Source organism: Micromonospora sp. NPDC051543 (assembly GCF_044454415.1).
Lineage (GTDB): Bacteria > Actinomycetota > Actinomycetes > Mycobacteriales > Micromonosporaceae > Micromonospora.
In genome coordinates this window covers 328429-340474 of record NZ_JBITDT010000008.1, presented here as the reverse complement: position 1 = coordinate 340474, position 12046 = coordinate 328429, and the positions used below count along the sequence as shown (strand labels likewise).

General features: G+C 71.6%; 12 protein-coding genes. 5 read left to right on the top strand and 7 right to left on the bottom strand.

Annotated elements, in window-relative coordinates; translation table 11 throughout:
• The first annotated feature begins 184 nt into the window (after positions 1 to 184).
• On the top strand, positions 185 to 544 hold the full coding sequence (locus tag ACIA3K_RS17420; protein ID WP_355050492.1) for a VOC family protein: 360 nt from the start codon (positions 185 to 187) through the stop codon (positions 542 to 544).
• Positions 545 to 572: 28 nt separating this feature from the next.
• Here the strand turns inward: ACIA3K_RS17420 and ACIA3K_RS17415 are convergent, their stop codons facing one another.
• The 3 genes from ACIA3K_RS17415 to rph form a co-directional block, all read right to left on the bottom strand.
• Complete coding sequence (locus ACIA3K_RS17415) at positions 573 to 1748, bottom strand: RNA polymerase sigma factor (RefSeq protein WP_396802162.1); 1176 nt, start codon at positions 1746 to 1748, stop codon at positions 573 to 575.
• Positions 1749 to 1821: 73 nt separating this feature from the next.
• Positions 1822 to 2178, bottom strand: a complete 357-nt coding sequence (locus ACIA3K_RS17410) for a YciI family protein (RefSeq protein WP_396802137.1) — start codon at positions 2176 to 2178, stop codon at positions 1822 to 1824.
• A 123-nt stretch (positions 2179 to 2301) separates the two neighbouring features.
• Positions 2302 to 4944, bottom strand: coding sequence for a rifamycin-inactivating phosphotransferase (rph, locus tag ACIA3K_RS17405; protein ID WP_396802135.1), 2643 nt, complete (start codon positions 4942 to 4944; stop codon positions 2302 to 2304).
• 250 nt (positions 4945 to 5194) lie between these two features.
• Between rph and ACIA3K_RS17400 the strand changes: the two genes are divergently transcribed.
• Positions 5195 to 5764, top strand: a complete 570-nt coding sequence (locus ACIA3K_RS17400) for an alpha/beta fold hydrolase (RefSeq protein ID WP_396802134.1) — start codon at positions 5195 to 5197, stop codon at positions 5762 to 5764.
• A 92-nt stretch (positions 5765 to 5856) separates the two neighbouring features.
• Positions 5857 to 6693, top strand: a complete 837-nt coding sequence (locus tag ACIA3K_RS17395) for an alpha/beta fold hydrolase (RefSeq protein WP_396802132.1) — start codon at positions 5857 to 5859, stop codon at positions 6691 to 6693.
• A gap of 7 nt (positions 6694 to 6700) precedes the next feature.
• Here ACIA3K_RS17395 and ACIA3K_RS17390 read toward each other — a convergent pair whose 3' ends face one another.
• The gene (locus ACIA3K_RS17390; protein ID WP_396802131.1) at positions 6701 to 7414 is read right to left on the bottom strand and encodes a hypothetical protein; all 714 of its coding nucleotides are present in this window, start codon (positions 7412 to 7414) and stop codon (positions 6701 to 6703) included.
• 205 nt (positions 7415 to 7619) lie between these two features.
• On the opposite strand from ACIA3K_RS17390, the gene ACIA3K_RS17385 reads away from it, so the two are divergent.
• A complete protein-coding gene (locus ACIA3K_RS17385) occupies positions 7620 to 8510 on the top strand; it encodes an SGNH/GDSL hydrolase family protein (protein WP_396802129.1) in 891 nt (296 codons plus the stop codon).
• A gap of 91 nt (positions 8511 to 8601) precedes the next feature.
• Entirely contained in the window at positions 8602 to 9282 is a 681-nt protein-coding gene (locus ACIA3K_RS17380; RefSeq protein WP_396802128.1) for a DUF6891 domain-containing protein, read from the top strand.
• Between the two features lie 20 nt (positions 9283 to 9302).
• Here the strand turns inward: ACIA3K_RS17380 and ACIA3K_RS17375 are convergent, their stop codons facing one another.
• The 3 genes from ACIA3K_RS17375 to ACIA3K_RS17365 all read right to left on the bottom strand — a co-directional run bounded on the left by ACIA3K_RS17375 (position 9303) and on the right by ACIA3K_RS17365 (position 12021).
• Complete coding sequence (locus ACIA3K_RS17375) at positions 9303 to 10448, bottom strand: RNA polymerase sigma factor (RefSeq protein WP_396802160.1); 1146 nt, start codon at positions 10446 to 10448, stop codon at positions 9303 to 9305.
• A gap of 8 nt (positions 10449 to 10456) precedes the next feature.
• Positions 10457 to 10861, bottom strand: coding sequence for a YciI family protein (locus ACIA3K_RS17370; protein WP_396802159.1), 405 nt, complete (start codon positions 10859 to 10861; stop codon positions 10457 to 10459).
• Positions 10862 to 10980: 119 nt separating this feature from the next.
• The gene (locus ACIA3K_RS17365) at positions 10981 to 12021 is read right to left on the bottom strand and encodes a LacI family DNA-binding transcriptional regulator (RefSeq protein WP_396802126.1); all 1041 of its coding nucleotides are present in this window, start codon (positions 12019 to 12021) and stop codon (positions 10981 to 10983) included.
• Between the last annotated feature and the right edge of the window lie 25 nt (positions 12022 to 12046).

Below are 12046 nucleotides of genomic sequence, written 5' to 3'. Positions count from 1 at the left end.
CGACTACGGCCTACTGCCCTACCGCCCCGGCCTGCTCACCCTGCAACGCTGACCTGACCCACCACCACCCGTGGGGCGGGCCCGGCACCACGCCGAGCCCGCCCCACGTCACGTCGACCGGGGTCCGTTTCTGCCAGGCTGGGGCATGCCTTTGAGCGCCCACCACCTGAGAACATCGGTCGCCGTGTCGGACATCGCGCGGGCGGTCGCCTTCTACGAAGGCAAGCTGGGCCTGCGGGCCTTGCGGTCCGCGCCCAGCGCCCACATCCCCGACGGCAGCCGCATCTACGCCTCCGGCGGCGGACCGGCCCTCAACGTGTACCAGTCGGTCACCGCCGGGACGACCGAGGCGACGCTGGCGACGTGGTACGTCGACGACCTCGACGAGATCGTCGACGAACTCACGGCCGCCGGCGTCGACCTCGTGCGGTACGAGCAGTTCGAGCACGATGCGAAGGGGATCACCGCGCGGGCCGGAGGTGGACGTATCGCCTGGATCCAGGACCCGGACGGCAACACCTTCGCCATCGAGGCGGATGTCTGACCGACCGCCGTTCCCGTGGCGCTGGCGTTCACAGATTCCGTTCCACTTCGGTCAGCCGCTCGCTGAGGAAAGCCCGTTCGGCGTCGTTGTCGGTGAGGGTCAAGGCCTCCTCGTAGGCCGTCCGGGCCGGCCGCCACCGCCCCAACTGGCGCAGGAAGTCGGCCCGGGCGGCACTCAGGTATCCGTACGTGGCGAGGGCCGGGTCCGCGAGCAGTGGGTTCAGCGCGTCGAGGCCGGCCCGGGGGCCGTCGCGCAGCCCGATCGCGACGGCCCGGTTGAGATCGACCACGGGGGAGGGCCAGATCCGGAACAGGGTGTCGTAGAGCGCGACGATCTGGGCCCAGTCGGTGTCCTGCCAGCTCGGCGCCTCGGCGTGCAGGGCGGCGATCGCCGCCTCCAACGCGTACCGCGTCGGAGGCCGACGACGCAGCGCGTCGGTGACCAGAGCCCGGCCCTCGGCGATGAGCTGCCGGTTCCAGTGCGAGCGGTCCTGCTCGGACAGCAGCACCAGACGCCCGTCCGCGGATGTGCGGGTGTCCTGGCGGGCGACGTTGAGCAGGAGCAACGCGAGCAGTGCGCTGATCTCGGCGTTGGTCGGCATCAGCAGGTGCAGCATCCGGGCCAGCCCGACCGCGCTGTCCACCAGATCCTGGCGAACCAGCTGGGCGCCGAGCGGCGCCGTGTGGCCGGTGGTGAAGATCAGGTGGACGACCTCCAGGACGGCGCTCACCCGCTCCTCGAGCTGGTCCGGGCCCGGCACCCGGTACGGGATGCGGGCCGCGGCGATCTTCTTCTTGGCCCGGGTGATGCGGGCGGCCATGGTGGCCGGCTGCACGAGGAACGCACGGGCCACCTCGGGCGTGGACAGCCCGCACACCAGACGCAGTGTCAGGGCGACCTGCGCGTCCCGGGCCAGGGCCGGGTGTGAGCAGGTGAAGATGAGGCGCAGCCGGTCGTCGACGAGGCCGTCCTCCGGCCCGGGCGTGGTCTCGTCGGCCACGAGCAGGGGCATCTTGCGACGGAACACCGACTCGCGGCGCAGGACGTCGCGGGCCCGGTTGCGCGCGATGGTGGTCAACCAGGCCCCCGGCCGGTCCGGGATGCCGGCCTGCGTCCAGGTCTCCAGGGCCTGGGCGAACGCGTCCTGGGTGCACTCCTCGGCCAGGTCGAGGTCGCGGGTCAGGAGGGCCGTGGTGCTGAACACCTGGGCCCAGTCGCGGCGGTGCGCCTGGGCGACCGCCGCGACGACCTCGTCCTTCGTCCGTGGGTCGGTCACGTCAGCCGTGGTCGACCACCGGGCGGATTTCCACACCGCTGTGCGAAGCGTGCACCTCGGGGAGCAGTTTCGCCAACGACAGCACCTCGTCCAGGTCGGTGGCCTCGATCAGGTAGTAGCCGCCGAGTGCCTCCTTGGTCTCCAGGAACGGGCCGTCGGTCGTCGTGATCTGGCCCATCGAGTCCGAGCGCAGCGTGGTGGCCGTGGGCGCCATCTCCAACTGCTTTCCGTCGATGATCTGCGTCCCGGCCTTCCCGACGAACGACTCGTGCGCGGCGTCGTGCGCCTTCCACTGCTCGTCGGTCATCGCGTCCCACTGCTGGGCGTCGCCGTAGATCAGAATCATGTACTTGGCCATGGCTCAAGTCCCGTCCGTGTGCCGGCCCCCTCGGTGGTGGGCCCCTACAGTACGACGGCTCGGGCGGGCGACAGATCGACAGTCACGCCGCAACGTTCGATCCTGGACTCGGCGGCGATCGGACTACGGCTGGTGCCCGACGATGCCCGACAACTGAGTGCCCTCGTCCGACACGATCTCGACGTACCCGTCGGCGCCGTGCACCCGGATCCGCTGCCCGTCGCGGATGAGTCTGGTCGCGTCCGGCACGCCGACGACGGCGGGCAGGCCGTACTCCCGGGCGATGACCGCCCCGTGGGTCATGAGGCCACCCACTTCCGTGACCAACCCGGCGACCGCCACGAACAGCGGCGACCAGCTCGGGTCGGTGTACGCGGTGACCAGGATGTCGCCCGGTTCCAGGTCGGCCTCGGCCAGGTCGGGAAGGACGCGGGCACGGCCCTCGACGATCCCGTCGGAGACGCCGAGACCGACAAGCGCGCCGGCCGGTACGTCGTCGCGTCGGTACGCCCCGGAGATGCCCTCCCCCTCCGAGGTGAGCACCCGGGGCGGGGTGAGCCTCTGGTGCGTCCGGAACGCCTCCCTGCGCCGCTCGACGAGGTGGTCGTCGATCCGGTGCGTCCGTACGACGTCGTGCAGCTCGGCGAAGGTGAGGTAGAAGATGTCGTCGATCTGGCGCAGCACTCCTGCCTGAAGGAGGCGTTCCGCCTCCCGCAGCAGGGCCTGCTTGTAGACGAGGTAGCGGCTGATGATCGCGTACTTCGGGTACTCCCGGTACCCGATGAAGGTGCGAACCCGGTCGATCATCCGAGCGGTCTCGTCGGCCTTGCGCACCCCGTCCGGTAGGGCACGCAGGCGTTCCAGCAGCTCCTCGCGCTTACGCTGGGCCTCCTCGCGCCCCCGCGCGAAGAGCCGTGCGGCCGCGCCGCGCTCGTGCAACCGGATGTTGTCGAGGATCAGGGGTACGAGCGTGGTGGGGCGTTCGGCCCAGCGCGGTCTCGTGATGTCGATCTCGCCGACGCAGCGCATCCCGTACCGGTCGAGATAGGCCCGGATGGCGTCGCGCGCCTGGCCGCCGCCCGGCAGCCTCGGCAGCTCGTCGAGGAAGCCGTCGCCGTCGACGTCCCGCAGGAACGCCACCACCTCGGGGTACGGACGGATCGCGTCCGCGACGTCGAGCAGCGCCAGGCCCATCTCCGAGGTGACGTTGCCGGGGGCCGACAGGGTGAGGGTGTCGGCGGCGTTCCGCTCACCCAGCCATCCGGCGAGCTGTTCGTTGAGCCACCAGGTGGCCTCCATCCCCGCCATGATCGCCTGCATGCTCAACGGATCGGCGAGCAGCCGCTTGTGCTCCTCGAACGCGGTGAGCAGGAAGTCGAACAGCGCCGGTCCGGTCGCCGTCGCGATGTCCCGCCGCAGCGTGGTGAGGGACGTCCGGCTGCGCTCGACCAGTTCGGTGACGATGGCCGGATCGTTCTCGATCGTGGCCGGCGCGCCGCCGAGCCGGGGGACACGGGGAGCGTCGTCGGTCCGCGTCGGTACGAAGTCGGGGCGGGCGAGGAGGGTCTCCAACGCGTCCCGGGTCAACGGATCGGACCTGCCCATCATCTCGAGGAAGCCGGCGCGGCTCGCGGGCGACGCCAGGATCCCGGTGGCGTCGACGAAGAGCCGCCCACCGGCCTCGTGCATCGGCGCCATCGCCGTGAGCTGCCACATGGACAGTCCCAGCGGCTTCATGGCGTCGGTCATCATCTGCTGATGCCCCACGGACAGGTAGACGTGGTTCTCCCCGTCCCCGGCGGCGGCGGGTACCGGGAACAGCGTGGTGATCGGCCGGCTCTGGACGATCTGCACGTCGCCGTCGGCCAGGCACCACTCGATGTCCTGCGGGCAGCCGAAGGCCGCCTCGATGCGCCGTCCCACCCGTACCAGTCGCAGGACCTGGTCGTCCGTCAGCGCCGGCTGTTCCTGCCGGTCCGCGCTGATCGGCTGTCGGGCGGTGCTGCCGCCCGGGAGGGCGTCGATGGCGACGCGCTTGACGGCGATCGACCTGTCGACGATCGCGTCGTCGCGCACCCGGTAGGCGTCCGGGTTCACGAGCCCGGAGACCAGGGCCTCGCCGAGACCGAAGCTGGCCTCCACCGAGGCGACCCTCCGGTTGGACGTGACCGGATCGGCCGTGAACAGCACGCCGGCCGCCTGCGGAAACACCATCTTCTGTACGACGACCGCGAGGTGGACCGCCCGGTGGTCGATGCCGTTGCGCTGCCGGTAGGTGACGGCCCGCTCGGTGAAGAGCGAGGCCCAGCACCGGCTGACGTGCGCGAGGACGGCCGGCGCGCCCCGGACGTTCAGGTAGGTGTCCTGCTGCCCCGCGAAGGAGGCCGTCGCGAGGTCCTCCGCGGTGGCGCTGGACCGGACGGCGTAGGCAGTGTCCGCGCCGTGGCGGCGCAGGGCCGCGCCGATCGCCGTCACCACGTCGTCGGGCGGGACGATCGCTGCGATGCTTCGGCGGATCTCCGCGCTGAGGTCACGGATCGTGTGCCGGTCGTCCGCCGCGAGGCGCGACAGACGGTCGAGGTGATCCGCCATCGCGGGCGCCTCGGCCACGACCCGTCGGAACACGTCGGTCGTCACACAGAAACCGGGCGGTACGCGGACGCCGTCGATCCGTGTCAGCGCCCCCAGCCGGGCGCCCTTGCCGCCGACGAGCGCGACCTGCGTCTCGTCGACCTCGTCGAGATCCCACACGTGCCGGTCCGTCATCGCGCCACCTCGGCCCGGACGGTCGGCGTGAACACTCGCGCCCTGCACAACACACCCACGTGGTGCCCCGATTCTTCGCATCGTTCCGTCTCCGGCCGACGATTCTGCGTCACGACCGGGGTCTTGCGGCAAGGCCCCGGTCGCGATATACGTTAAGGTGGGAGCGGATATTGGTGGCGTTTTCGGGCCACGAATGGAAATCGCGAAAGAGTGGCGCGATCCCGCCCCGCGAGCACCAGAGGGAGCTGCCGTGACAGCGGTCACGCAAATCCTCTTCGTCCAGGGCGCCGGCCCCGGCACGTACGACGAGTGGGACAGCCGGATGGTCGACAGCCTACGGCGCGAACTCGGCGACTCGTACGACGTCCGCTATCCACGTCTGCCGGACGAGGGCGATCCGCGCTACGCCACCTGGAGCGCCGCCGTTCACCGGGAGGTCGCGGCCCTGGACGCCGGTACCGTCGTGGTCGGCCATTCGGTGGGCGGGGCGATCCTCGCCCACGTGCTCGCCGAGCGACCACCGGAGCGCGAGCTGGCGCTGATCGTCCTGGTCGCAGCTCCGTTCGTCGGAGCGGGTGGTTGGCCCGGCGACGATTTCGAGTTGCCGGGCGACCTCGGTGCCAGGCTGCCGCGCGGCGTGCCGGTGCGGGTGTTCCACGGTCTCGGGGACGAGACGGTGCCACCGTCGCACGCCGATCGTTACGCGCAGGCGGTGCCGCAGGCGCTCCTGTACCGGCTACCGGGGCGGGACCACCAGCTCGACGACGACCTCGGCGAGGTGGCGCGGGTGATCACCCGGGAGGTCACGCCCGGACGCTGACCGCACCCGTCGGGCGGGGCGTCGGACATCACTTTGACGTATGCGGCTAATGGTATTAGCCTTTAGCTAAGACGATTAGCTTGGAGGCTTCGATGACCGAGTACCTGAACGTGGACGGCGGCACCCTGGCGTACGAGGTGACCGGCGCCTCCGGGCCGCTCGTCGTGCTCGCCCACGGCATGGGTGACAGCCGCGAGGCGTACCGTTTCGTCGTGCCGCGCCTGGCGGCCGCCGGCTACCGGGTGGCCGCGGTCGACCTGCGTGGGTGTGGCGAGTCGAGCGTCGGATGGCGCTCCTACAGTCGCACCGACATCGCGGGTGATCTGCTCGCGGTCATCCGCCACCTGGGCGGTCCGGCCGTGCTGGTCGGTCACTCGATCTCCGGCGGGGCCGCCACCATCGCCGCCGCCCGTGGCCCCGAGTTGGTCGCCGGAGTCGTCGAACTGGCCCCCTTTACCCGCAAGCAGTCGATCAAGCTGGGTGACCTGCGGGTCTCCCGTTACCGCAAGGGCATCGCCCGGCTGCTCGGGACCGGCCTCTTCGGCAGTGTCCGGCTCTGGCGCAGCTATCTCGATGTGGCCTACCCGGGCCGCAAGCCGGCCGACTGGGCCGCCCGCACGGCCCGGATCGACGCCATGATGCGCGAGCCCGGCCGAATGGCGGCGATGCGTGGGATGGGTCGGTCGGCGCCGACCGACGCCGGGGCGCAACTGGGTAACGTCCGCTGTCCGGTCCTGATCGTCGAGGGCACGCTCGACCCGGACTGGGCCGACCCGCGCGCCGAGGGCGAGGCCATCGTGGCCGCGCTGCCGACCGGGCTGGGGCGGCTCGAGATGGTCGAGGGCGCGGGGCACTACCCGCACGCGCAGTACCCCGACGAGGTGGTGACCCTGTTGCTCGACTTCCTGCGCGCGCACGCCAACGCCTGATCGGCGGTCAGGCCAGCAGTTGCTCCCGCATCCGCGCGCCCAGGTTGATCCGTCCCACCGGATGCCCGGCGTGCGGATCGTGGACGTCGAGGCTGTTGTTGCGGCGCATCAGCGCGCGGACCGGCGGCGGTAGTCGCGGTGGGTCGTCCATGGCCGCGAGGATCTGCGCGGCGCTCGCGATCAGTCGGTCGACCAGGGCCGCCCCGTCGGTGTCCACCCGCACCCGGCCGTACTCCCAGCCGGCGGTGGTGAGGTCGAGCACCTCGAACATGTGGGTCACCAGCGGCGCCGGATCGGTCACCCGATCGAGCCGGGCCGCGCGACCGCCGACCACCGAGACAGCGGCGGCCACCTGCGCGTACGGGTGGAAGCCGCAGGGCAGCGCGAACAGCGGCCAGCGCAGTCCGGGGCCGGCCTCCGACCACAGTTGCCGGTAGTTGCGCCGGTGCACGAGGAGTCGCCGGCCCGTCCGACGGTGGATGTCCTGGGCCTGCGCCCGAAGATCGAGGTGTGCCTCGTCGGCGACCTGGTGCAGGACCCGGGCCGCGACCACCAGCCCGTCGTCCCCGCTGAGCATCCCGGTCGCCGCCTCGACCTGCGCGGGGAACGGGGTCCGCGCGCGCGGGCCGTATCCGTGCTGGAGGTCCCGCAGCAGCACCTGCTGCCGCTCCGGGTCGAGCTGGATCCGCCCGCCGCCCAGCAGCCGCTGGAGCCAACGCATGTCGCCTCGTTTCAGCAGAGCCGTCCCGAACTGTCGCCATGCTATGCGGCGGGGGATCATCGCGTGTCGCAGGGGTGTGCGGTGAAGGCGAAATCCACATTCCAGCGCGTCATTTAGTGAGGTCCATCTATATTGACGTCCATCGTCGACCGGGGACAGGATCTCGGCACCACCACCACCACCGCGATCTCCCTAGGGAGGCGTCATGTCCCGTCCCCGCCTGCCGCTCCTGCGGGCAGCCGCCCGAGTGGCCGCACTCGCCACGGCCACCGTCTGCGTCCTGCTCGCCGTCACCACACCCGCCAGCGCCGCGGTCCCCTCCGGCCGCTACGTCGCGCTGGGAGACTCGTACACGGCAGGTCCCCTGATCCCCACCCAGGTGGACCTCAACTGTCTGCGGTCGAACCGCAACTATCCCTCCCTGGTGGCCGCGGCCGCCGGCTCGACGTCGTTCGCGGACGTGAGCTGCTCCGGGGCCACGACCGACGACATCCTCTACGGCGGCAGCGGTCAACTGGGCATCAACCTGCCGCCGCAGCTCAACGCGGTCACCTCCAGCACGTCGTTGGTGACGGTGCAGATCGGCGGCAACGACATCGGCTTCTCCGGCATCATCAGCGAGTGCGCGGAGGCGAGCCTCAGCAGTCCCCTCGGCTCGCCGTGCAAGAACCGGTACACGGCCGGCGGCACCGACCAGTTGCAGGCCCGGATCGCGGCGACGGTGCCGAAGGTGACCACCGTGCTCCAGTCGATCCGCCGGGCCGCGCCCAGCGCGCGCGTCGTCGTCCTCGGCTATCCGGCGATCCTGCCCGACAGCGGGTACGGCTGCTGGCCGGTGGTCCCGATCGCCTACCAGGACGTGCCGTACCTGCGCGGCATCGAGAAGTCGCTCAACGCCATGCTGGCCAGCGCCGCGGGCGCGAACGGCGCCACCTACGCCGACGTCTACACGCCGTCGATCGGCCGGGACGCGTGCAAGAGCAGCGGCACCCGTTGGGTCGAGGGCCTGGTGCCGCAGAACTCCGCCGCGCCCTTCCACCCGAACGCCCGTGGTGAGCAGGGCATGAGCACCGCGCTGCTCGCCACCCTGAACTGACCGGGCGCGACTGCCGCAGCCGGCCCCGCCGTACGACGGCGGGGCCGGACGTCCGCACCGCCTGTCGGAGGTCCGTGCCAGGATCCTCGCCGTGGATGGATGGACGTACAACGACCGCCCCGAGGGCGTCCGCTTCCTGACCGAGCGGGTCGCCGAGCCGGGTCGCGCCGAGATCGAGGCCGAGATCTGGGACTGGGTCGTGCGCGGCTACGACGACCCCGACGACTTCCTGGACTACCTCGACGGGGACGACGAGCGACACGGCACCACCGACGACGACCTGAGGTCGGCGTACGCGAGGGCGCTGACCGCCCGGCGCGCGCAGCAGCAGGGTTGGGGCGTGGTGCGCAGCAACCTGAGTCGCGCGTTCGCCGAGCTCACCGAGGCCGGCGTGGTGGCCCGGGAAAACTTCAGCTGCTGCGGCACCTGCGCGTCCGCCGAGATCCACGACGAGCGCGACGACTCGCGGCACTGGCAGGGCTACCTGTGGTACCACCAGCAGGACACGGAGTCGCTGCTCGCCAGCGAGGACGGCCAGGTCTACCTCGGCTACGGCGTCTATCCGGCGGCGGATTTCGACGAGGCCGCCTACGCGGCCCTGCCGGAGGCCGAGCAGCAGGCCCGTTACCAGGCCGACCTGGAACGCCTACTGGACGAGGTCGCCTTTCCGGTGCTCCGCCGGCACGGCATGCGGGTGGAGTGGAACCGCAAGCAGTCGCAGCGGGTCCGGGTGACCGGCGCGCAGTGGTACGCGCCCCTGCCGAGCGTCTGAGGCGGGTCGCTCGCCAGCCCTCACCGCCGTCGGTGGTCGTTGAGGCGGGCGGCCTGGCGGGTCAGGTGGTCCCGCTCGGCGAGGTTGGCCGCCTTACGGGCCGCCTCGGCGTAGAGGCGCGCGGCCGTCGTCAGGTCACCGGCGCGCTCGTGCAGGTACGCGGCCACCGCCGTGTACCGGGGCAGCGAGTCGTCCAACGCGGCGAGGGCCGCCAGCCCGGCCCGGGCACCGTCGGCCGCGCCGACCGCCACGGCGCGGTTGAGCCGGACGACCGGGCTGTCGGTCAGGCGTGCGAGCTCGTCGTACCACTCGACGATCTGCACCCAGTCGGTCTCCTCGGCGGTGGGAGCGTCGGCGTGCAGCGCCGCGATGGCGGCCTGTGCCTGGAACTCGCCGAGCCGGTCGCGGGCGAGGGCCGCCTGGAGGACGCCGACGCCCTCGGCGATGGCGGTCGTGTCCCATCGGCCGCGGTCCTGCTCCGCGAGCGGCACCAGGCTGCCGTCGGGCGCGGTCCGGCTGGCACGGCGGGCGTGGTGCAGCAGCATGAGGGCGAGCAGTCCCGCCACCTCGGGATGGTCGATGGCGACCGCGAGCTGCCGGGTGAGCCGGATGGCCTCGGCGGCGAGGTCGACGGCGCCGGTGTAGCCCTCGTTGAACACCAGGTAGAGCACGCGCAGCACGGTGGTCACGTCGCCCGGCTGGTCGAATCGTACGGTGGCGACGGTGCGTTTGGCCCGGCTGATGCGCTGCGCCATGGTCGCCTCGGGCACCAGGTAGGCCTGGGCGATCTGCCGGGTGGTCAGCCCTCCGACGGCGCGCAACGTGAGCGCGACGGCCGACGACGGCGTCAGCGAGGGGTGGGCGCAGAGGAAGTAGAGCGCAAGGGTGTCGTCCACCCCGCTCGTGGGCCCGGGCGTCGGCTCGGTGTCCACGACGTCCTCCCGACGGCGACGGGCGGCGTCCGCGCGGGCGGTGTCGAGGAACCGACGCCACGCCACGGTGATCAGCCAGCCCTTCGGGTCGCGCGGCGGATCGGCCGGCCAGACGCGAACGGCCCCCACAAGCGCCTCCTGCACGGCGTCCTCGGCCGCCGCGAAGTCAGCTCCGCGGCGGACGAGAACGGCGAGCACGCCCGGTATGAGGCTCCGGAGCAGTGCCTGGTCCATCGCGCAGGTCACTCCGTGATGGTGGGCGGCTCGGTGAGGAACGGGCGTACCTCGAGCCACTCGTGGATCGGCTTTCCGCCCGCGCCCGGCGCCGCCGACAGCTCGCCGGCCAGTTCGACGGCGCGTTCGTAGCTGTCGACGTCGATCACCATCCAGCCGGCGATGAGGTCCTTGGTCTCGGCGAACGGGCCGTCGGTGACCGGCGGGCGTCCCTCTCCGTCGTAGCGGACCCAGGCGCCCTCGGGGGCGAGCGCCTGGCCCTCGATGAACTCGCCGCTCTTCTCCAGCCGAGCGGCGAAGTCGTGCATGTACCGCATGTGCGCCGAGATCTCCTCCGGCGTCCACTGGTCCATCGGCACGTCGTTCACTCCGGCCGGACCGCCCCGGTAGTGCTTCAGCAGCAGGTACTTCATCTCGTGTTCCTCCTCGCTGGCGTGACCCGTTCCGGTCACGTTCACCCCGGGGACGACGCCGGGTGGGGGTTCTCGACATCATCGCCGAAAAAATCCTGGCGATGTCGCGGTCGGCACTGCTAGCGGTGGTCGGGCGGCCCGGTGCTGCCCCGCACGACGAGCGCCGTACTGAGTTCGTACCGCTCCTGGGGCAGGGCGTGACCGTCGGCCAGCGTCAACGCGAGGCGGGCGGCGGTGGCCCCGATCTCGGTGAATGGTTGTCGCACCGTGGTCAGTGGTGGCGACGTCCAGGTCGCCTGGTCCACGTCGTCGAACCCGACGACGCTGAGGTCTTCGGGGATCCGCCAGCCAACGTCGTGTGCCGCCGCATAGACGCCGAGGGCCTGCAGGTCGTTGCCGCAGACGATGGCGGTGGGTGGTTCGGGCAGGGACAGCAACTCGCGGCCGAGGTCCCGGCCGGCCACGAAGCTGAAGACCCCCTGCCGTTCGAGGCTGTCGTCGAATCCGATACCGGCATGATCCAGCGCGGCGCGGAAGCCGTCCAGGCGTGCCCTCGCCGCCAGGTCCTGCACCGGCCCGGTGAGTACCCCGATCCGCCGGTGGCCGAGGTCGAGAAGGTGCCGGGTGGCGGCGAGGGCGCCGCTCCAGTTGTTCGACCCGACGGCGGGGGTGGGGAAGTGTTCGCCGCCCGGGTCGATGGCGACCAGCGGTATGCCCATGGCGGCCAACTGTCGGCCGTGTTCGGCGGTGACGAGAGAACAGACCGCGATGACAGCGGTCGGATGCCGCAGCAGCAGAGGCTCCATCCAGGGCAGCCCCGCCGTCACGCGGTGACGGAGGTCGACGAACCCGACGGTGCAGTGCCGCGCGTCGGCGACCTCCTGGATGCCGCGCAGGATCTCCAGCGCGATCGAGGGCAGCATGTGGTGGAAGAGCACCTCGACGCAGCGGGTTCGCACGGCGTCCTGCGGTCGGCGGTAGCCGTGGTCGCGCAACAGCGCCTCCACCCGCTGCCGGGTCTGCTCACCCACCCCGGCGCGGCCGTTGAGGACCTTGGACACCGTTGGCGGGGACACGCCGGCGAGCTCGGCGATCGTGGCGACGGGCAGGTCACCCCTCAGTGGCTTGCGGGGGCGGCGCCGCCGGCTCTCGTCGCTCACACGGCGAGTCTACGGTCGCGGCAGC